This window comes from Rhizobium sullae (assembly GCF_025200715.1).
GTDB classification, from domain to species: Bacteria; Pseudomonadota; Alphaproteobacteria; order Rhizobiales; family Rhizobiaceae; genus Rhizobium; species Rhizobium sullae.
Genome location: NZ_CP104143.1, coordinates 2,889,135 through 2,910,481, shown reverse-complemented (window position 1 = coordinate 2,910,481; position 21,347 = coordinate 2,889,135). Strand labels below are relative to the sequence as shown.

Here is a 21,347-nt window from a genome sequence, read left to right as displayed (position 1 = left end):
TGCGGTTTCCGGCCAAACCCGACACTACCGGAACGGAGTCAACAAATTCTTTACCATGACCGGCTTCTCCCGTCATCCTTTGCAAAACGGTAGCGATTCTAATCTAGTTCACCCTAAATAGCTTGAGTGTAAAAGCGATCCAGCCCCCTAGGAGGTCTACGTGGGACAGCAGAAAAAAGTTCGTAAAGCGGTATTTCCGGTTGCAGGTTTGGGGACACGGTTCCTCCCGGCCACCAAAGCCGTTCCGAAGGAAATGCTGACTGTCGTCGATAAACCGATCATCCAGTATGTGATCGACGAGGCGCTCGAAGCCGGCATTGAACACTTCGTTTTCGTGACGGGCCGCAACAAGCATATCATCGAAGACTATTTCGACATTCATTTCGAACTCGAGCAAACGCTGAAGGAACGCAGCAAGCAGGCGGAAATGACGCTGCTCGCCAATCAGCTTCCGAAAGCAGGCACGGTCAGCTTCACACGTCAGCAGGAGCCGCTCGGCCTCGGCCACGCCGTATGGTGCGCCCGAGAGATCGTCGGCGACGAACCTTTCGCCCTGCTGCTGCCGGACATGATCATGAAGGTGGAAGGCAAGGGCTGCATGAAGGGCATGATCGATCTCTATGCCCAGAGCGGTGGCAACATCATCGCCGTTGAAGAGTGCGATCCGGAGCAGGCGCACAGATACGGCATCGTGGGAGCGGGCGAACCGATCGGCGAGGGTTTCCGCATCACTGGTATGGTCGAAAAGCCAGCCAAAGGCACTGCACCCTCCAACTTCTTCATCAACGGCCGCTACATCCTGCAGCCGGAAATCTTCAAGATCCTCGAGACGCAGGAGCGCGGTGCCGGCAATGAAATCCAGCTGACCGACGGCATGCTGAAGTTGCTCAAGGAACAGGATTTTGCAGGCTACCACTTCCGTGGCACGACCTACGACTGCGGCGCGAAGGATGGTTTCATCCTGGCCAACGTGGCGTTCGCACTCGAACGTGCGGATATTCGCCCGACCGTCGAAGACGGTTTCAAGGCACTGCTGAAAGGCCTTTGAGGCTAGCGTTTCAGCTTGAGACCGACGCCGGCTCGCCATTGCTGCGAGTCGGCGCCTACATCCCGCGTCGTCAGCTCGTATCCCAGCGTGCTGGTGAAATCGAGATAGCGGTTGATGTTCCAGGTCAATCCGCCGCTCGCGGTGTAGACCGTCTCGTCGCTGCTGCCGCCGGACGGATAGTCCCGCAAAGTCACCCCACCCAGCACCGTTGCTTGAAGATTGGCGCGCAGCTGATGCGTGATCGCCGTCGTCAGCACGTGCGAGATATAACCGCTCTGACCAGCCGTCGTTGAAGGTTGGATGCTGGTCGATAGATCAAAACGAACGTCGGTTCCACGCAGCGGCGACCAGAGGAGGTTTGCGTCGACGGTTGCGGTGTCGATCGAGTCGAGGCGGCTATCATCAAAGGTTGCAGTTTCGTAGCCGAGACCGACTTCGCCTTTCAGCTTTTCTCCGAGATCGATTTCGACGCCGGCTATGACACCGTAGCTGTCGCCGGAGCGTGCAAAGCCTGCCGAATCCCGCGTTTCATCGTAGACCGTTGTGCCGATGGAGGCCTCGATGAAGGGAATGAGTGCGGGCGAAAGCTCGTAGCCGACGCGGGTCCGCAATGTGCCTGACGTCTGGTTGCGGTCGCTGAGCGAGACCCTCGTGCCGTTCGAAAGCACGGCGTCGGAGTAGATCGTCCGTGTCAGATCGAGTGCTGCGGTACCGCGCAAGATCCCGAAATCGCGCTCGACGGATGCGCCCGCCGAAAACTCCTGCACGTCCGATTGCTGCTCGGCATCGGCGATTGCGTCGGGATCGTCGGTGTCCTCGCGATAGAACCGGTATCCGCCCTTGATATGCGCGACCGTGTCGTCATGCAGGTCGAGGCGAAGGTCGCCGTCGATGTCGAAGGCGGGCTGCTCTTCGCCGCTACCGCTGATATTCTGCTGCCATGTGCCCTGGCTGGTGATGAGGAGCTGATGCAGCGCCCAATCGGAGGTCAGTGTTGCGTAAGCATCGGTTTCGAGGAAAGCACGGGTTTCCTTCGTGCTGCCGTCCTTCGTGGTTTCGGTATTGATCGACTGGGTAACGGAGGGGCGCAGTACGAAGGTACCGACGTGGATGCCCGCCGTCTCCTGGGCCGAGAGGGTTTCCTCCAGTTTCCGTGGCGCCCTCCTGTCATCGACCGCTGGTTCGCGGGTGTTCAGGCGGCGTATCTCCTCATCGAGGATGGAGCCGGTCGTTTCATCGGACGGATCCTGATTCGTTGCCCCGGCTGTCGTTGATGTTCCGGCTTGTTGACCTGAGTTGGATGGGATGCCGCTGATTAATTCATCGTTGGAAGGATTTGCTATATCGCTATCATCGACCGCGCCATTGCCGGCGGGAAAAGACTGCTGTGCATTCGAGGAACCGCTATACGACTGCGAACTGGATGCAGACGAATAGCGGGATGTGCCGCTGCTGATGCTGCTCTGCGTGGACTGAGCAAACCCAGGGCCAGGTGGAAGAAACACAGCGCAGAGAACGATAGAAGACACGGCAAAACGCGTCGCGCGGAGCGGCGTCAAACTGCTCGTCTCATTTTCCTTGGCCATCCGGATTCCGCGTGTGGCATGCTCAATTTGTTACCCGAACGTAAAGCCTTGTGGTTAATCATTCGTTTCGGCTGCAGCGCTCTGTTCACAGGTTGCAAAGCGGCATGGGTGGACACCTTAAATGAAAAGCGCTAACGCATGGCCATGAGGAAAGCGGTCAAACTTGTTGAAAACAGTGTGCTCGAATCCGCCAAGCGGACGATCGAGACGGAGAGACGCGGCCTGGAGGCGTTGGAACGCGCCTTGAATGACGGCCTGTCTGAGCCCTTTTCTCAAGCGGTTGAGACGATCGGCGGCATTAGCGGCCGAGTCATCGTGACTGGTGTCGGCAAAAGCGGGCACATTGGTACAAAATTGGCGGCTACTCTTGCTTCGACGGGCACGCCGGCGTTTTTCGTTCACGCCGCGGAGGCCAATCACGGCGACCTCGGGATGATCGCGAGGGACGATCTTGTCCTCGCCATATCCAAAGGCGGCGAAAGCGCAGAACTGCGCAGCATCATTGCCTATACACGCCGATTCTCCATTCCTTTGATCGCGCTCACGTGCAGCGAGCGCTCGTCGCTGGCGACAGCATCTGACATCGTATTGCTGATCCCGAACGAACAGGAAGCCTGCCCGAACGGGCTTGCGCCAACGACATCGACATTGATGCAACTCGCCCTCGGGGATGCGCTGGCGATCGCGTTGCTTGAAGCGCGCGGTTTCACGGCGCGGGATTTCCATGTTTTCCATCCGGGCGGAAAGCTCGGCGCCAGCCTGACGCATGTCGGCGACGTCATGCACACTGGCGAGCGCGTGCCGCTGGTGCCGAAGGGGACGCCGATGCCGGAGGCGATCCAAGTGCTGTCGCGCAAGCATTTTGGCTGCGTCGGCGTTCTAGAGGAAGACGGGCGGCTCTGCGGCATCGTTACCGAGGGGGACATTGCCCGCAACCTTACACGCAATCTGTCCGAGCTTTGCGTCGACGATATCATGACGCGCACGCCGAAGACCGTGAAGCCGACGGCGCTTGCAACAAGCGCGCTGGCATTGCTGGAGCAGTATCAAATCGGCGCACTGATCGTCATCGATGACGACAACAGACCGGCGGGCCTGGTGCATTTTCACGATCTCTTGCGGATCGGCGTCGCCTGATTAGAGCGGCTCGACCGTCAGGTCGCGGCCATTGCTTGCGACCACCTTCACCTGCGTTCCGGCCGGGAGGTTCGGGCCTGTCACCCGCCAGATCGTATCATCGAGGCGAATGCGGCCGCGGCCTTCGGCGATCGGTTCCGAGAGCGTTGCCGTTCGGCCGACGAGACTTGCGCCCCGCTGATTGAGGAAGGGCTCGTCAGTCACATTATGGCGAAGCGTTAGCCGGCGGCCGAGGAGTGTCGCGGCAACGGCCAGGACAGCGAACAGGATGAGCTGCGTTTCCCAGACCCAGAAGGCGGCATCCCAAAACAGTAGCGACAGAACGCCTATGGCGAGTGCGGCGAGCCCGATCCAGACGAGGAAAAAGCCAGGCACGATCATCTCGGCGGCAAGCAGCACCAGGCCCACGATCCACCAGCTCCATGGTCCCAATTCTGCAACGATGCGTGCCAGCATTCGTCAGCGCTCCGGGGTTTGGTTGAAGGGATTGACCGGTGGGTTCGTGCGCGACGGCACTTGACGCGGACGTGGCGGGGAGGGCGGATTGTTGCCGTCGCCGAAGACCTCCCTAGCGATCGCGCCGATGCCGCTCAGAGAGCCGATAATGGACGAGGCTTCCATCGGCATCATGACAATCTTGGAATTGGAAGCCGAGCCGATCGCGGTAAGAGCCTCGGTATATTTTTGGGCGACGAAGTAGTTGATCGCCTGCACATCGCCGGCGGCGATTGCTTCCGAGACCATCTTTGTCGCCTTGGCCTCGGCCTCGGCCAGACGCTCCCGGGCTTCCGCCTCGCGAAACGCTGCCTCGCGCTGGCCTTCCGCTTCGAGGATCGCCGATTGCTTGGCCCCTTCGGCGCGAAGGATCTGGGCATTGCGCGAACCTTCGGCTTCCAGAATTTGGGCACGTTTCTCACGTTCGGCCTTCATCTGCCGTGCCATGGCGTCGACGAGATCGGTCGGTGGACGGATGTCCTTGATCTCGATGCGCGTGACCTTGATACCCCAGGGCTGCACCGCGTCATCAACGACGCGCAGCAGCCGGTCGTTGATCGCATCACGGTTGGACAGAAGCTCATCGAGATCCATGGAGCCCATGACGGAGCGGATATTGGTCATCGTCAGGTTGAGGATGGCGTTTTCGAGATTGGAGACCTGGTAGGCGGCCTGAGCGGCATTCAGGACCTGGTAGAAGGCGACGGCATCGGCGGCGACGGAAGCGTTGTCGCGGGTGATGACTTCCTGGGTAGGAACATCGAGCACCTGCTCCATGACGTTCAAGCGGGCGCCGATGCGCTCGATGAAGGGCGTGATGATGTTGAGGCCCGGCTCCAACGTCCGCGTATAGCGTCCGAAGCGCTCGATCGTATAGCGATAACCCTGCGGCACCGTCTTGACGCCCGCAAAAAGCACCAGGATGACGAAGACGACGAGCGCAATAACGACGATATCGAAACCGCCCAAGACCATGAAACCCCTCCCTCGGCGCAGGCCGCGCCACAACATCGGATGTGGTGAGTTAACATGTTCTTTGCAATTGGGAAATGACGACCGTCAGACCCAGCCGAGCAACTCGCGACGCACGACTTTTTCCAGCACGCGCATGCCGTCGTCGCTGTCGTTGAGGCAGGGGATATGCGCAAATTTCTCGCCGCCGTTCGCGTGGAAGGAGTGAGCCGCCTGCTCGGCGATCTCTTCCAGTGTCTCCAGACAGTCGGAGACGAAACCCGGATTAAGGACGGCGATGCGTTTGACGCCGTCCTGCGCCAGCTTCTCGACGGTCTTGTCCGTATAGGGTTGCAGCCATTCTTCCGGCCCGAAGCGGGACTGGAAGGTGACCATGAACTTCTCCTCCGAAAGGCCGAGCTTTTTGCGGAGCAGGTGCCCTGTCTTCTGGCACTGGAAGTAATAGGGATCGCCTTGTTCGGAATAGGAGAGTGGGATGCCGTGGAACGAAGCAAGGATCATCTCCGGTTCCCAGTCGAGCGTCCCAAGACGCTTCGTCACCGAACTGGCGAGCGCCTCGATATAGGTTTCATCGTCATGGTAGTCCGGCACGGTCCGCAGCGCCGGCTGCCAGCGCATCTTCAAGAGATGCTGGAATGCCTTGTCGTTGACCGTCGCGGTCGTTGCTGCCGCATATTGCGGATAGAGCGGGAAAAGAACGATGCGGTCGCAGCCTTCGTCCTTTAGTGCGTCGATGCGCGAGCCGATGGAGGGCGTGCCGTAGCGCATCGCCCAATCGACCTTGACGTTCGGCAGGTCTTTCAGACGCGCGGCCATGAGATCGGACTGGTTGCGCGTGTAGGTACGCAGATAGCTCTCGTTATTATCCTTGTTCCAGATCGTCTCGTAGGCCTTACCGACCTTCTGGGGGCGGGTGTTAAGGACAATGCCGAAGAGGATCGGATACCATTTCCACGGCGACCATTCGATGACGCGTTTGTCTGTCAGGAATTCGCGCAGATAGCGTCGCATGGATGTGTAGTCGGTGCCGTCAGGCGTGCCGAGATTGACGAGAAGAACACCGACCCTGCCGAACTTGACGGGTGGATGCTCCGCCGGGAGGTATGAAGTTGCAATGGTCATCTTGGCCCCAACGCTTAATAGTCTCTACCCGCTCATGCGCAGTCGGGCTCGGTTGGCTCATCCCTATAAGTAGAAAAACCGGCCCGGGAAACCCCGGACCGGCTTTCAAGCTCGGGACAAATCGTCTTACTTCGCGGGAACCTGAAGCTCCTTGCCCACCATCAGACGGCGCGGGTCTGGATTGCCGTTGGCTTCGGAGATCTTCTTCCAAAGTTCGCCGTCACCGTAGAATTGCTTAGCAAGATCCCAAAGCGTGTCACCTGCCGCGATAACGTGGTTTGCCGGCGTTGCAGCCGGTGCAGGTGCAGTGGCTGCGGGAGCAGGTGCCGTCGCAGCTGGAGCCGCAGGCGCTGCAGCCTCAGCCGATGCGAGCGCCGTTATGCGGCCGTCGGTATAGGGCTTGTAGGGGTTATGGGCCGCCAGATATTCGACGGTCACGTCCGCAAGATCCGGGCCGAAATCATAGGCGTTCTTGCCGGCCGTTTCGAAGATCGAATAACCGTCGCCGCCGCCGCGCATGAAATTGTTGGTGACGACACCGTAGCTCTTGGCGGGAGCGATCGGGACGAATGCATCGCCTTCCCTCACTTGGACGTCGCTGATGCGGCTGCCTGCCGGCTTGGATTTGTCGAAGCTGTACTTCAGGCCGGCAACCTGCGGGAAGCGGCCAGCGCCCTCGTCGATCTGGCTGACGCCGTTTTCCAGCGCCTTGACGATGTCCGAGCCCGTCAGCTGGAAGGTGGCCACCGTATTCTGGAACGGCAGGACGGTGATGACCTCGCCCTGGGTGATATCGCCACCGTCGATCGAGGCGCGCAGGCCGCCGCCGTTCTGGATGGCGATCTGCATGCCCTGGTTTTTCGTGCGGTCCAGCATGGCGTCGGCGACGAGGTTGCCCATCGAGCACTCCTTGACGCGGCAAACCGTGCGGTCGCCCTCGATCGGAGCTTCGGATGCGCCGATGACCTTCTTGCGGAGTTCTTCGATCGGTTTTGCCAGCTCCTGGATACGGGCAACGAGGGCCGGGTCGGGCGTGAAGGAGGAGTCGATCAGGATCGGATCGCCCTTGGCGCTCTTGACGACGCCGCTGTCGTCGAAGTCGACGACGAGATCGCCGAGATACTTGCTGTAGGAGGCAGCCTGCACGACCGGCACCTTGTAGCCGCCCGGATTGTCTACCATCGTCGGGTAGGGGCCTTCCGCCTTTGGATCGGTATTCGAAAGCAGGCTGTGCGAGTGGCCGCCGACGACCACATCGACATCCGGAATCTTGGCGATGGCTGCGAGATCGCGCGGATAGCCGACATGGGTGAGAGCGATGATCTTGTTGATGCCCTGCGCCTTTAGTTCCGCGATGGCGGCGGTGATCGTCTGGACATCTTCGGCAATCATCACCTTGGGGCCGGGAGAGGAAAGCTCTTCAGTATCATTGGCCACAGCCCCGACGATGCCGATCTTCTGGCCGCCGACATCGAGTACTAATGAAGGCTTGATGCGATCACCGACCTTCGCGCCGTCGGCGGCAAGGACGTTGGCGGAAATGACCGGGAACTGCACCTTGTCGAGGAAGGCGGCGAGACCGTCCTCGCTGTCGTCAAATTCATGATTGCCGACGGTCATGACGTCGAAATTCATGGCGTTCAGCATTTCGGCTTCCGCAGTACCCTTGTAGGTCGTGTAGAAGAGCGAGCCCTGAAAGTTGTCGCCGGCGTTCAGCAGCAGGACGTTCTGGCCGGAGAGCGCCTGACGGCGCTGGTCGATCGCGGTCTTCAAGCGGGCGGCGCCGCCGAAGCACGCGTTCTTGCCTTCGTCCTCCGCCGAGCAGGTGGAATCGAACTTGTTGATCGACTCGATGCGTGAATGGAAATCGTTGATATGAAGAATATTGAGCTGGTAGTCCGCGAAGGCTGCGCCGGCGCTGAGGGCCAGCATCGATGCGGTCAACAGACCGAAGCTAAATGACTTGGTCATCCTGTTCTCCTGATTTGATGGCGAGGCCCGTACCCCTGGCTCCGCCCTTCCCTTATTCGTTTTGGCGGTTACCCGGCGGGCGGATGTTTTCATCAACGATGACCGACCGCAAGTGCAAAAAGCCGTGTTTCCCGAGGTGCTTTCCAAAAGGCAAAAACGAAAAAAGCTCCCGCGAAGGGAGCTTCTTCATTGAAGGTGTGCTGGGAAATTACATGCGGCGCGTCAACGTGAATTGCGAACCTGCATCCGAGGTGCAGTTCAGCTGACTTTGGTTGACGAGCGCGCAATTGACCTTCGACTGCGTCTTGCGAACCAGCGATGTCATGCTGATTTCGACCAGTGACGGCGAAGTGTTGATGTACGTGCCGGACGCGAGCAGCTGGTTGCTGTCGGTCGTGCGGGTGGTGAAGGTGCCGGCCTGGAAGGTAGAAATGATGCCGTTCGGATCAGCCCAGGAACCCTCGACGCCGGTCGGCGCAGCGCGTGTCGCTACCGGCATGGGGCGGTCTGAGACGCAGGCGGCAAGCGCTGCCGCTGCACCCGCAAGGACGAGAATGTTTCTAAACGTCATATGGTTCTCCCGGCGATTCGGAGCGGACTCTATCCGCGAAAGTCCTGAAAAACATGGCCCGAGCCCGCCGCCATGGCAAGTCTCCTGCAACGATGAAGCGAAATTACACAGCAGGCGTTACAAAAATGTCCGCCTTTGCCCGGCAAATTGGGGCGAAGTTTCTGATGCGCTGATAATTAGCATTCCGTTTTAATTGACTTGCTCATATTAATGCCGGTGACGCGAAAGCCAGCTGTCTCATAGACATGCTTGGCGCGCTTGTTATCCTCGGCAACGCGCAGCCTTATCTGCTCGAAACCTGTCTGTGACAGGTTGGCTTCCAAGGTATTCAACGCCCGCTTGCCAAAGCCTTTTCCCTGATGCTCTGCAAAGATATAGAAATCTTTGATGAATACGAAGCGCTTCGCTGGATCGGGACGATACCAAAGATAACCCACGACGCACTCAATTTCCGACGCTTGGTCTATGACACAGAGCATGACTTCGCCGGGCGTGTTGACGCCAAGCGGCAGGTCATTTGCAATTTCCCGATTGGCCTGTGCCACGGCTTCATGGCGGGAAAGACCGTAATTGGCCGAGATCTCGGTGGCATAATCCGTGATGAAATAATCGAGGTAAGCCGGATATTCGCTTTCACGCATTGGTCTGGATGAGATCACGGAGGGTTCCTCTCTATGAGCCTGTTGCCCCAGCAGTGTGCCATGTAGAAATAGGATTTCCCAATCGAGAAAAGTCGGGACGTCGCGCTTGGCGACCTTCACGCTTGTCGTCCTACCGATAAGATCGTTTTCGGATGTGGAGTGGAGCGGATTATCTGCCGCCCCACTACACTCGCCCCGCGTAGGCATTGATGCGAGTTTGAATCTCCTGGTTACGAACGGACCAGGATGTTCTTGAATTGCCAGGGATCCTTCGTATCGATGTCTTCCGGGAAGAGGCCCGGGCGGCCATCGAGGGGGGTCCAGTCGGTGTAGTGACCTTCAACCGGGCCGAGATAAGGCAGTTGCACTTCGAGGCAGCGCTTATAATCGATCTCGTCGGCCTCGACGATGCCGGCCTTCGGATGTTCGAGGGCCCAGACCATGCCTGCGAGAACCGCGGAGGTCACCTGCAGGCCCGTTGCGTTCTGGTAAGGCGCGATGCGACGGGTCTCATCAAGCGAGAGACGCGAGCCGTACCAGTACGCATTCTTCTCGTGGCCGTAGAGGAGCACGCCGAGTTCGTCGATGCCATCCTCCAGCTCGTCCTCGTCGAGGACGTGGTGGACCGGCTGCGACGTACCGCCGTTGCCGAACATTTCATGCAGCGACAGGATCGCGTCATTGGCCGGATGGTAGGCATAGTGGCAGGTCGGGCGGAAGGTGACCTCGCCATCCTTGTCGCGGACCGTGAAATAATCGGCGATCGAGATCGATTCGTTATGGGTGACCAGGAAGCCGTATTGCGGACCTGGCGTCGGGCACCATGTGCGGACGCGGGTGTTGGCGCCTGGCTGCTCCAGATAGATCGCGGCCTTGCAGCCCTTCTTCTGCTTCTTGGCGTTCTTCGGCATCCAGTTTTCATGGGTGCCCCAGCCGAGTTCGGCGGGCTGCAAGCCTTCGGAGATGAAGCCTTCGACAGACCAAGTGTTCCAGAAGACGTTGAGCGGTTTCGGATGCTTGGTGCGCTGGGTGTCGCGTTCGGCGATGTGAACGCCCTTGACGCCGACCTTCTTCATCAGCTTCGCCCAGGCTTCGCGGTCGTGCTGATCCGGTTCTTCGAACTTCACGCCGATCTCGTTGGCGAGATTGACCAGCGCCTGCTTGACGAACCAGGACACCATGCCCGGGTTTGCGCCGCAGGTGGAGACAGCCGTCGCCCCGCCTGGGTTCCTTGCCTTTTCCTTGCGCACGGTTTCGCGCAGCGCATAGTTGGTGCGGTCAGCATTCTTCATGTTCTTGTCGAAATAGAAGCCGAGCCAGGGTTCGACGACGGTATCGATATAGAGCACGTCGAGCTTGCGGCAGAGCTTCATGATGTCGAGCGAGCCAGTGTCGACCGAGAGATTGACGCAGAAGCCCTGCCCTCCGCCTTTGGTCAGAAGCGGCTTCAGGAGATCCTTGTAGTTGTCCTTCGTCACATATTCCTTGATATGGAGGATGCCGTACTTCTTCAGGATTTCCATGTCGGCCGGCTCGTCGCGCGGGTCGATAACAACCATCCGGCTCTTGTCGAACTTGAAGTGGCGCTCGATCAGCGGCAGCGTGCCGCGGCCGATGGAGCCAAAGCCGATCATCACGATCGGACCGGTAATTTCGGCATATACCGGGTGGGTCTGTTCCGTCATTCTTTTCTCCTGTGGAAGGCGGCGAAGGCGATGAGCCTCTAAGGATTCTTCTGAAATGGCGCAAGAAATGCGAGGTGACCGGCTCTAATCATAAATCGGCGTCACAATAAAGAGCGTTTGCGGGAAATCGATTGGCAGACAGGCGATAGCCGGCGGGCGAGCATGCGCAGCTTTGCGACGAGTGCGGCCTTCTGCAAGGCCAGACCTTTGTAAGCGGTCTGATGTTCGTCAAGCGTCTCGAGCTGGTTCGCGAAGCTTTGCACCAGTACTGCCGCCTTTGGATGGTGCTCGATCGCGGCTACGGGATCGACATAGACGCGGATGGTGAAGACGATATCGCCGGAGCCTGGCAGCTTGCGCAATGTCTGGCGCTCGACACGGGCGAAGCGTTCAGCGAGTGTAAAGGCCGCGGCCTGCGGCGGACGGCTATGTTTGGACGCAGGCAGGAAAAGATCGCCTGTGGCGTTCACAGACCAGTTCATGCGCTCGACGGGCTGAGCGGTCTGCAGACTGTCGAAGATGCGGGTAATCAAGGTCGCGTTGCGCGTCCCTTCGCCGAAACCGGGCACGTCTGCATGGATCGCCTGCATCGGCCGGCCAAACTTTTCCTTGAGCGACCAGGAAGAAGGGAAGGCAACGTAACCGGCGACGAGGTGCCAGCCGTCGTCCTTGCGGCGCATGATGACGAGGTCGTCGGCAATAAGTGAGCCGGCCTTCAGAAGTGGCGGAAGGGATGGCTCCCAGACATCGACGGGTTTGCCGGCTACTTCAACAAGATTGCCAATGCGGCGGTAGAGGGCCGGATAGGCCTCGCAAAGGTAATTCACGAGAAGGTCGAGGCATTCCTGCTGTGCGGTTTCGGTGTCCTCCTCGGCCACGAAAATCTCATCCCGATGGGCTTCAAGCAGATGTTGCTTTTCGCCGAGATAGCGCGGCAGATCGGCATCCGGCTCGATCCAGCGGCCGATATCGAGCGGCATGAGGCCGATGGTGAAGGGTTTGGAGGAACCGTCATAGGGAGTGTAGGTCGGGAGCGTCATAGCGAAAACCTAGCCTAACGCCGCGCGGTGGAACAGCTGGCGATTGTCCTTCTTTCCAATTGACGATCCCCGCCGCGCATTTGCGCCTCAGCTTTTGAGAAGCTCCAGCCCCGCGGCCACCGTTGTCACCGCGACTTCCGTGATGTCGTATTCCGCAACGCCGTGGACTGCAAAGGGATCGGCGGCGACATAGGCCTCGATCTCGGCACGATTTCCGATGGCGAGAACCACGCCACCGGTGCGGGGGACTTTGCGGCCGGAGGCAAGGAACCAGCCCCGCGCATAGCCTTCCTTGACCCAGGCCATATGCGGCTCCATGAGCTTGTCGGCTTCTTCGTTCGGCTTCACATAAGTGAGCGCGAGGATAAACATGGCAGAATCCTTCCGGCTTATCGTTCGTCTTAGGATTTATGCGCGGCTCAGGTGGTAAGCCTTGCGGGTATGAGGCCGCGGAGAGAGTTTCCGACGAAAATCCGGCTGCTCTCCAGGTGGTTCATCCGAATGTGGCCCACCCGCGCCTTTCGCTGACAGATCAGTTCCGTGCGCAGCACGCCGGCGAGCAGGCCGCAGGCGATCGGCGGCGTGCGAAGGGTGCCGGAACCATTGTCCAGGAAGATCGAAGTGATCGTGCCCTCGCAGACCTCGCCGCGTTCATTCAGCATCAGCACCTCGTCGGCCTGGTGCGGCGTGTATTCGGCGCGGGCAGCCTCGTAGACGGCGCGGCGGGTGGTCTTGATCCGAAGCAGCTTGTCGGCGCTGTCGAGGCGCGTCGAAGCGATGCGGATGTTCCACACCGTGCAGGGCGCAAGTGGTGTGAAGGGCGCGGTGGTGACTTCTGTGCGGCCATGAGTATCGAAGGTCAGCCGGATGCGCAGAGCGCCCGTCGCGCCCTGGACGGATGCATTGAGCTCGTCGAGCGCATGCCGCGGCTCGGGAAAGCCGATCCGCCGGGCGGATCGCGTCAGACGGGCAAGATGCAGCCGGAGGCGGACGAAGCCGGTTTCCGGCTCCCACCGCAATGTCTCCAGCAGCGAGAAATTGCTCATCGCGCAATCTCCTCATCGCCGACCGCGAAGCGGGCCTTGAGCAGGCATTCTTCATATTCGGCCTCAGCCGTGGAATCGAAGACGATGCCGCCGCCGACGTTGAAGATCGCCTTGCCGTCATCGAAGAGGCTGATGGTGCGGATCGCAACGGAAAAGCGCATGGAGCCCGTCGGCGAAATCATGCCGATTGCGCCGCAATAGGCATCGCGCGGCGTGTCTTCGAGTTCATGCAGGATCTGCATGGCGCTGAGCTTCGGCGCGCCGGTGATCGAACCGCAAGGGAACAGGGCGGCAAAGATATCGCGGATGGAAAGGCCGGGCAGCAGCTTCGCCTGCACATGGCTCACCATTTGGTGCAAGGTCGGGTAGGTCTCGATCTCAAAAAGCTTCGGAACATCGAGCGTGCCGACCTCGGTGATGCGCGAGATGTCGTTGCGTAGCAGGTCGACGATCATCCGGTTTTCGGCTTGCGTCTTCGTGTCCGCCTGCATCGCCGCGATGATGGCGGCATCTTCGGCCGCGTCGGCACCGCGCTTGGCGGTGCCCTTCATCGGATGAGTCTCGATCCAGCCTTCCTCGTCCGTCCGGAAGAAGAGTTCGGGAGAGCGCGATAGGATAACAGGACCGCCGAGATCGACGAGCGCTCCGTATTTCACGGGCTGACGTTCGATCAGCGACCAGAAAGCCGCGCGCGGATCGCCGTTCCAGCGTGCTTCGATGGGCATCGTCAGGTTTGCCTGGTAGCAATCACCCTGGCGCAGATGCCAATGCAATCGGTCGAATCGCTCTTTGTATACGGGAAATGCCCAAGCGGCTTTGGGCGCGGTCAGGAACTCCTCGTTTTCGAGGCGCTGTTTGGGCTGCGCGAGCGGATGATCGCCCTTTTGCGGGTCGTCGAAGATGCCGAAGCAAAGCAGCGGCGTCGGCCTGTTCTCTTCCGCGAAGTCTGCGAGCTTTTTCTCAAAAAGGTAGCCCGCCTCGTAAGATATATAACCCGCCAGCCACCTTCCCTGGGCTCTGGCCGCTTCCATCCGCACCAGGCCTGCAAAGAATTCATCACGCGTCCGGGCGGTGATAACCTCGGCGGGATCGGTGAAGAGCATCACTTGTCCGGTCGTGTCGTCACGGAAGAGGATGTGGGGTTGGAGGCCGATCATGGCGATGTTGTTCCGTGGGAATGCCCCTCATCCGCCTGCGGGCACCTTCTTCCAACTCGCGGGGAGAAGGGATATGCCGCAGCGGCTGCTTGAAATCTCGACGTTGCGCGTGGCAGGTCCCGTCGCCCCGTTTGCGTGGAGAGGGTTAGGGTGAGGGGCAACTTCTTGCTTAGCCCCTATCCAACGCCTCAAGCTCATCGATCAGCCCTTCGATCATGGACAGGCCCTTGCTCCAAAACGACGGATCGGTGGCGTCGAGGCCGAAAGGTTTCAGGAGTTCGGAGTGATGCTTCGTGCCGCCGGCCTTCAGCAGCTCGAAATACTTGTCCTGAAAGCCCTTGTCGGCCTTCTGATAGACCGCATAGAGCGAGTTCACCAGGCAATCGCCGAAAGCGTAGGCATAGACGTAGAAAGGCGAGTGGATGAAGTGGGGGATATAGGCCCAGTAAGTCTCGTATCCTTCCGAAATCCTGATCGCGGGGCCAAGGCTTTCCGACTGAACCGAAAGCCAGAGCTCGCCGATGTCTTCGGCGGTCAGTTCGCCTGCCTTGCGGGCCGTGTGAAGCTCGCGTTCGAATTCGTAAAAGGCGATCTGGCGCACCACCGTGTTGATCATGTCCTCGACCTTCTGGGCGAGCATCGCCTTGCGCTCGCGCCTGTCCGCCGTCTTGTCGAGCAGCGCGCGGAAGGTCAGCATTTCGCCGAAGACGGATGCGGTTTCGGCGAGCGTCAGCGGGGTCTGGCACATCAGCGCGCCCTGTGCACCGGCCAGCACCTGATGGACGCCGTGGCCGAGTTCATGGGCAAGCGTCATGACATCTCGAGGCTTGCCCATGTAGTTGACCAGCACATAGGGGTGCGCCGAGGGAACCGTCGGGTGAGAGAAAGCGCCGGGCGCTTTGCCGGGACGCACGGGTGCGTCGATCCACTGTTCGTCGAAGAAGCGGCTGGCGATTGCCGCCATTTCCGGCGCGAAATTGCCGTAGGCCGAAAGAACGGTATCCTTCGCTTCGCTCCAGGAAATCACCGCATTGGAGGTTTCCGGGAGCGGCGCGTTGCGGTCCCAGAAATTCATCTGGTCCATTCCGAGCCACTTCGCCTTCATCTTGTAATAGCGGTGCGAAAGGCGCGGATAGGCCTGCTTGACGGCAGCCGCCAGCGCATCGACCACGTTGCGCTCAACGCGGTTCGCCAAATGGCGGCTGTCGGCGATATCCTCGAAGCCGCGCCAGCGGTCGGAAATATCCTTGTCCTTGGCAAGAGTATTGGTGATCAGCGTGAAAGTGCGGATATTCGCCGTGAAGGTTTCGGCAAGCGCCATCGCTGCCTTGCGGCGCGCTTCCGGATCCTTGTCCTGCAGTAGATTGAGCGCGACTTCGAGCGGCACTTTCTCGCCGTCGATATCGTAGCGGAGTTCTGCCATGGTCTCATCGAAGAGGCGGTTGAATGCAGCTGCACTCGTCATCGATTTTTCGAGGAAGAGCTGTTCCAGCTTGTCTTCCAGCTGGTAGGGCTTGTCCTTGCGCAGGTCGATCAGCCAAGGGCGGTAATGGCCGGCATCGGGGTCGTTCGCCATGCATGCATCCATCACCGCGTCGTCGATGCGGTTCAGTTCCAGCCCGAAGAAGAGAAGGTGGCCGAAGAATTCGGTGACCTTCGCCTGGACGTCGCCGTAGAGCTTGCCGTTCACCGGGTTGGTCGTATCGGAGAAATAAGTGAGACCCGCGAAAGAGCCGAGACGGCCGATGAGGTCATCCAACGCCTCGTATTCCTTCAGCGCCTGGCCGATGCCTTCAGCGCCTGCTTTGGTCGTTGCCTCCGCCAGCTTGCCCTTCCATCTTTCTTCGAAGGCGATCGCGTTCCGGCCCGCCTTTTCCATGTCGCTTGTGAAGGCAGTCGAGGTGGCGGAGGGGTAGAGATCCTGCAGCTTCCAGACCGGAAGGTCGCCGAGCGCCGGATCAGCCGCGGCAGAGGCAACTGTTGCCGAAAAATTAAGACCGGCGCCGGGGAGCACGAAATTCATGGCTGGGTTCCTCTTCCTCATTTCGAACAGGTCTGACTGTCTAAGCGCCGGAAGGCCCCGTATCAAGGGGCTTTCGGGATGCCGGAGGCCCCGCTTCGATACGGATTCGGTGTCGCCACAATCGTTAAAATGCAATTATTTCTCAAAACTGGATGTTCAAGCCTTTCTGACAGAGTGACCTCAGGTTTCGCATGAAGTGAGGCGACAATGACCAGTTATAGTGAGCTCAAGGGTGCAGGGCAGATTCTCGTGGTCGAGGACGACCCGGTACAGCGCCGTCTGCTGAAGAATGCAATCGAGCGTCACGGACATGTCGTCCATCAGGCTGAAAACGGCCGGATCGGTCTGGAGATGGTGAAGCGCGACGGTGGTCTCTTCAACGTCATCCTTCTCGACCTGATGATGCCGGAAATGACCGGCCTCGAATTCCTCGAGGCGCTCCATGAACTCGGCACGCAGATCCCGGTGATCGTGCAGACCGGGCAGGGCGGCATCGAAATGGTAGTGCAGGCCATGCGTGCCGGGGCCTTCGATTTCGTGGTCAAACCGGTTTCACCGGAGCGCATCGCAACCTCGATCGCCAACGCGATGAAGCTGGACCAGCGCGAAGTGCGGGCCCGCTCGGGCCGCCGCTCGCGCTCCGGCCTCGTCGGCTTCGATGACATCGTTTCCGCAAGCCCGGCAATGATCCGCGTCATCGATCTGGCGCAGCGTGCCGCGCAATCCACTATTCCGGTCGTGCTCGAAGGCGAGTCCGGCGTCGGCAAGGAATTGGTGGCGCGTGCCGTCCAATCCGGCGGCGACCGCGCGGGTAAGCCCTTCGTGACGGTGAATTGCGGTGCAATTCCGCACAATCTCGTCGAAAGCATCCTCTTCGGCCATGAAAAGGGCGCGTTCACCGGCGCCACTGAGCGCCATACGGGCAAGTTCATGGAAGCCGACGGCGGCACGATCTTCCTCGATGAAATCGGCGACCTGCCGCTCGACGTGCAGGTCAAGCTGCTACGCGCGGTGCAGCAGGGCGAAGTCGAAACCGTCGGCGCGCGGACGGCGCACAAGGTCAATGTCCGTCTCATTTCCGCGACGAACAAGGATCTGATCGAGGAAGTGAAAAACGGCCGCTTCCGCGAGGACCTCTATTATCGCCTCAATGTCTTCCCGATCACCATTCCCGCGCTGCGCAAGCGCAAGGAGGACATTCCACATCTGGTGCGTGTCTTTACCGACCGCTTCTCATCCGAACAGAAGAACGGCCATCGCATGACGGTCAGCGCGGGTGCGCTGGCATTGCTGACTGCCTATGACTGGCCGGGCAACATCCGCCAGCTCGAAAACGCGATCTTCCGAGCCGTCGTACTCGCCGAAGGCCCGGAACTTACCGAGGCGGACTTTCCGCAGATCGCTGCCCAACTGCCGCAATATGACGTGGTCGACCACCTAGCGCTTGTTGCCGACAATACGCATCGCGAGCACGAAGTGGACCTTGCAGAATATCACGTTCCGCCAACCTTTGCGGGTGAGCCGTTCGGGCACCACAACGAGGTGCCGGAGAATGCGATCGCAAGCGTCAATCCGGCCGGCGAAGTGCGCAAACTTGCCGACGTCGAGGAGGAATTGATTCGATTCGCTCTAAAATTCTACCGCGGCCAGATGAGTCAAGTGGCACGAAAACTCGGCATCGGACGTTCAACGCTTTACAGAAAACTGAAAGATTACGGTATCGATCCCGACAATCCCCAGAAAGACGCGGCATAAGCGGCGTTCCGTTAATATTCCCGCAAGCATGTTTTGTTACCCGTTATAAACCACTTGTTAGTCGATCGTTGACTATGTAAAGAAAAGGTTGATCGTCTGTGGCATTTTTGCCATCGTGTCACCGCATTTGACAGTCATTGGGACAGCTCGGGGACCTGGGCAGCCTGACGGGGATTGAGTTTGCCGGATCTGAATGAGAACACCAAGCCTTCGCGCTTGAGCTGGCGTACCCTGTGCGCCGACATTGGCGGAAAGGTGGTTAGGACGGCGACGGCTGCCCTTCTCGCACTCACGGTTTCCTCACCAGTATTCGTTGGCACACCGTCCGAGGCGGCGGGCGAAACGCGCAGTCTGAAACTCTACTTCATCCATACCGGCGAAAAGGCCGTGATCACCTACAAGCGCAACGGTAGGTTCGACCCGAAGGGTCTTGGGCAGCTAAACCGATTCCTTCGCGACTGGCGCAAGAACCAGCCGACAAAGATGGACCCCCATCTTTTCGATCTCATCTGGGAAGTCTACCGCCAGAGCGGTTCCAGGGACTACATCAACGTTGTCTGCGGCTTCCGTTCGCCCGCCACCAATTCGATGCTCAAGTCCCGTTCGCGCAATTCCGGCGTCGCCGAAAAGAGCCAGCATATGCTCGGCAAGGCGATGGACTTCTTCATTCCGGATGTGAAGCTCGCAAAGCTACGCGCGATCGGCATGAAAATGCAGGTCGGTGGCGTTGGCTTTTATCCGAAGTCCGGTTCGCCCTTCGTGCACATGGATGTCGGCGGCGTTCGCGCTTGGCCGCGCATGAGCCGCCAGGAGCTGGCGCAGCTCTTCCCGAACGGCAACACCATTCACATCCCTTCTGACGGCAAGCCCCTGCCGGGCTACCAGCAGGCGATGGCCGACTACAAGCGCCGGGTGAGCACCAATCAGCTCGTCATGGCAAGCGGCGGCGACACCGAAACGAGAAAGCCGAAGACATTGTTCGCGGCCCTTTTTGGCGGCGGTGCGGACGAGGAAGAGGATAGCGCGGAGGAAGCCGCTCCGGTCGCGGTTGCCAAGGCAACGCCGCCGAAGGCCGAAGCACCGGCTACTGCCGAAGCTGAAGCCCAACCGACCGAGGTTGCCGCTGTGAATGCGCCGGTGCCGCAGGTTCGTCCTGCCTTTGCCGGCCAGCTTGACGGTGGCGAAGTTGCAAATGCGCTCGTTTCGCCGAATTCCGGCAATGCTGCGCAACAGGCGCTTGCTGCTGCCACCGAACAACAGGGGCAGCAACAGTTCGCCGATCTCAGCACGTATCACGTTCCGGTTCCTTCGCTGCTTGGCCCGCGCAACGCGCCGGGTGATGCGGAAGTGGCATCCAACGATCCAACGGTTCCGACCCCGGCCGATCGCCCGGCACTCGCTGAAAATCTGCTTGCGGCAGCGGCCGCGGATCCGGAAGCGGGTGCGGACGAAGCCGAAGCGGATCAGCTTTCCCCGGCACTCGCTCAAGCGCTTGATCAGAACAATGTGGTCGACAAGCAAGTGGCTGCCCTTGCACCCGCCACGGTCGAGCAGGCCATCAGCGCGGCAATGCCTGCGGCCAAGCCGGTTGAGAAGAAGGCGCCGGTACAACTTGCCGCGCTTGCTCCCGTCAAATCTGCAAGCTTCGGCGACGCCTTCGACCTGCCGCAGACTTCCGAGGACGGCATTGCCAACGGGGTTGCGACCAAGGGTGGGCGGCCGACGAAGGAGGCTGCCGCCGCTGCCGACGCAAGCCGTGCAACGGTCCGCACCGAGCCGAAGCTGACCCAAAAGATAATTTCGCGGTGGGCGCTGACCAATTCGCGCATGGAAATGATCACGAAGCCGGTCAAGGCCCCTCGCTTCGTCAGTCAGACGCTGCGCGCCCAGCCGACGGCCGTCTATGCCGAAGGTTTCAACGTCAAGACCGCGTCGATCGATCCGGCCCGCTTCAGCGGCTCGGCGGTCAACTTCATGGAAGTGCGCAAGTTCAATACGAACTGAGCAGCTTGATCAGTAACAACGACCAGGCCGCCGGAGAAATCCGGCGGTCTTTGTTTACGCGCTGGCCACATCCTCCCGCACTGGAGGCGGGAGGAAATTGATGGGCCCGAAGGTTCAGGCCTTCAGGAATTCGAGCACGTCCTTGTTGAAACGGTCGGTATGCGTCTGGGCGAGGCCGTGGGGGGCGCCCTGATAGACCTTGAGAATCGAACCCTCGACGATCTTCGAGGATTCCAATGCGGAAGCGCCGATCGGCACGATCTGATCATCGTCGCCATGAATGATGAGCGTCGGTTTGTCGATCTTCTTGAGGTCGTCCGTGTAATCGACCTCGGAGAATTCGTGGATGCAATCCAGCTGTCCCTTCAACCCGCCCATCATTCCCTGCATCCAGAAACTGTCGCGGATGCCTTCGGAGAATTTCGCGCCATCGCGGTTATAGCTGTAGAAGGGCGCCACGAGATCCTTGTAGAACTGCGAGCGGTTTTCGAGTGTGCCCTTGCGGATACCGTCAAAAACTTCAACCGGCAAGCCGCCGGGATTCTTGTCCGTCTTGAGCATCAGTGGCGGCACGGCGCCGACCAGCACGACCTTGGCGACACGCTTCGTGCCGTGGCGTCCGAGATAATGGGTGACTTCGCCCCCACCGGTGGAATGGCCGATCATGATCAGGTCCTTGAGATCGAGCTCTTCGATCAACTCGGCCAGATCATCGGCATATTGGTCCATGTGGTTGCCGTCCCAGGTTTGGCTCGAACGCCCATGGCTGCGGCGGTCATGCGCGATGACGCGATAGCCATTGTTGCCGAAGAAGACCATCTGCGCATCCCAGGCATCGGCCGAGAGCGGCCAGCCGTGAGAGAAAATAATAGGCTGGCCCTTGCCCCAATCCTTGTAGAAAATCTCCGTTCCGTCCTTCGTGGTAATCATCGACATGATTTGAGTTCCTCTTGAGCAGGGTTGATTTTCGGCTTGGCTTTGGTACCGGCGTCATGCGGGACACCGGATGGGAATGAGCGAAGCTCGCGGCTTCGCGCATGTCCGGATAAAGAATGCATATGCACTGTCGGAATGGCTGCGCGATGCGCGGCAGT

General features: G+C 59.7%; 17 protein-coding genes and 2 pseudogenes. 5 read left to right on the top strand and 14 right to left on the bottom strand.

The window, feature by feature from the left end; genetic code table 11:
- The first annotated feature begins 160 nt into the window (after nt 1-160).
- Nucleotides 161-1,048: a UTP--glucose-1-phosphate uridylyltransferase GalU gene (gene galU / locus N2599_RS14770; RefSeq protein WP_027508033.1), complete on the top strand. Its 888-nt coding sequence runs from the start codon at nt 161-163 to the stop codon at nt 1,046-1,048.
- A gap of 2 nt (nt 1,049-1,050) precedes the next feature.
- Here the strand turns inward: galU and N2599_RS14765 are convergent, their stop codons facing one another.
- Nucleotides 1,051-2,634: an outer membrane beta-barrel protein gene (locus N2599_RS14765; protein ID WP_027508034.1), complete on the bottom strand. Its 1,584-nt coding sequence runs from the start codon at nt 2,632-2,634 to the stop codon at nt 1,051-1,053.
- A 138-nt stretch (nt 2,635-2,772) separates the two neighbouring features.
- On the opposite strand from N2599_RS14765, the gene N2599_RS14760 reads away from it, so the two are divergent.
- Complete coding sequence (locus N2599_RS14760) at nt 2,773-3,771, top strand: KpsF/GutQ family sugar-phosphate isomerase (RefSeq protein WP_375714111.1); 999 nt, start codon at nt 2,773-2,775, stop codon at nt 3,769-3,771.
- Here N2599_RS14760 and N2599_RS14755 read toward each other — a convergent pair whose 3' ends face one another.
- The 12 genes from N2599_RS14755 to N2599_RS14700 all read right to left on the bottom strand — a co-directional run bounded on the left by N2599_RS14755 (nt 3,772) and on the right by N2599_RS14700 (nt 16,494).
- Entirely contained in the window at nt 3,772-4,227 is a 456-nt protein-coding gene (locus N2599_RS14755) for an NfeD family protein (protein ID WP_027508036.1), read from the bottom strand. It abuts the gene before it with no gap.
- Nucleotides 4,228-4,230: 3 nt separating this feature from the next.
- Complete coding sequence (locus N2599_RS14750) at nt 4,231-5,241, bottom strand: SPFH domain-containing protein (RefSeq protein WP_027508037.1); 1,011 nt, start codon at nt 5,239-5,241, stop codon at nt 4,231-4,233.
- A gap of 84 nt (nt 5,242-5,325) precedes the next feature.
- Nucleotides 5,326-6,360, bottom strand: a complete 1,035-nt coding sequence (gene hemH, locus N2599_RS14745; protein WP_027508038.1) for a ferrochelatase — start codon at nt 6,358-6,360, stop codon at nt 5,326-5,328.
- Nucleotides 6,361-6,486: 126 nt separating this feature from the next.
- Nucleotides 6,487-8,331: a 5'-nucleotidase C-terminal domain-containing protein gene (locus N2599_RS14740; protein WP_027508039.1), complete on the bottom strand. Its 1,845-nt coding sequence runs from the start codon at nt 8,329-8,331 to the stop codon at nt 6,487-6,489.
- A 208-nt stretch (nt 8,332-8,539) separates the two neighbouring features.
- Nucleotides 8,540-8,902 (bottom strand): outer membrane lipoprotein Omp10, encoded by a 363-nt coding sequence (gene omp10, locus N2599_RS14735; RefSeq protein WP_027508040.1) that lies wholly within the window; start codon nt 8,900-8,902, stop codon nt 8,540-8,542.
- A gap of 176 nt (nt 8,903-9,078) precedes the next feature.
- Complete coding sequence (locus tag N2599_RS14730; protein ID WP_244915029.1) at nt 9,079-9,663, bottom strand: GNAT family N-acetyltransferase; 585 nt, start codon at nt 9,661-9,663, stop codon at nt 9,079-9,081.
- Between the two features lie 110 nt (nt 9,664-9,773).
- The gene (locus N2599_RS14725) at nt 9,774-11,228 is read right to left on the bottom strand and encodes a homospermidine synthase (protein ID WP_027508042.1); all 1,455 of its coding nucleotides are present in this window, start codon (nt 11,226-11,228) and stop codon (nt 9,774-9,776) included.
- Nucleotides 11,229-11,329: 101 nt separating this feature from the next.
- A complete protein-coding gene (locus N2599_RS14720) occupies nt 11,330-12,268 on the bottom strand; it encodes a heme-dependent oxidative N-demethylase family protein (protein WP_051336432.1) in 939 nt (312 codons plus the stop codon).
- 87 nt (nt 12,269-12,355) lie between these two features.
- On the bottom strand, nt 12,356-12,640 hold the full coding sequence (locus N2599_RS14715) for a YciI family protein (protein ID WP_027508043.1): 285 nt from the start codon (nt 12,638-12,640) through the stop codon (nt 12,356-12,358).
- A 47-nt stretch (nt 12,641-12,687) separates the two neighbouring features.
- Nucleotides 12,688-13,314 (bottom strand): aminotransferase class IV family protein, encoded by a 627-nt coding sequence (locus N2599_RS14710; protein WP_027508044.1) that lies wholly within the window; start codon nt 13,312-13,314, stop codon nt 12,688-12,690.
- A complete protein-coding gene (locus N2599_RS14705) occupies nt 13,311-14,471 on the bottom strand; it encodes an aminodeoxychorismate synthase component I (protein ID WP_027508045.1) in 1,161 nt (386 codons plus the stop codon). Before N2599_RS14705 ends, N2599_RS14710 begins: the two co-directional genes overlap by 4 nt.
- Nucleotides 14,472-14,640: 169 nt before the next feature.
- The gene (locus N2599_RS14700) at nt 14,641-16,494 is read right to left on the bottom strand and encodes a M3 family oligoendopeptidase (RefSeq protein ID WP_027508046.1); all 1,854 of its coding nucleotides are present in this window, start codon (nt 16,492-16,494) and stop codon (nt 14,641-14,643) included.
- Between the two features lie 207 nt (nt 16,495-16,701).
- Between N2599_RS14700 and N2599_RS14695 the strand changes: the two are divergent.
- The 3 genes and pseudogenes from N2599_RS14695 to N2599_RS14690 form a co-directional block, all read left to right on the top strand.
- Nucleotides 16,702-17,959: pseudogene (locus tag N2599_RS14695) on the top strand (sigma-54-dependent transcriptional regulator); the annotation flags it as partial.
- A gap of 74 nt (nt 17,960-18,033) precedes the next feature.
- Nucleotides 18,034-18,249 (top strand): annotated as a pseudogene (locus N2599_RS37840) (helix-turn-helix domain-containing protein); the annotation flags it as partial.
- Nucleotides 18,250-18,429: 180 nt separating this feature from the next.
- Nucleotides 18,430-20,253 carry a peptidoglycan L,D-endopeptidase MepK gene (locus N2599_RS14690; protein ID WP_027508048.1) on the top strand — a complete coding sequence of 608 codons (1,824 nt, stop codon included), beginning with the start codon at nt 18,430-18,432 and terminating at the stop codon, nt 20,251-20,253.
- A 114-nt stretch (nt 20,254-20,367) separates the two neighbouring features.
- Here the strand turns inward: N2599_RS14690 and N2599_RS14685 are convergent, their stop codons facing one another.
- Entirely contained in the window at nt 20,368-21,189 is an 822-nt protein-coding gene (locus N2599_RS14685; protein ID WP_027508049.1) for an alpha/beta fold hydrolase, read from the bottom strand.
- Nucleotides 21,190-21,347 lie beyond the last annotated feature (158 nt).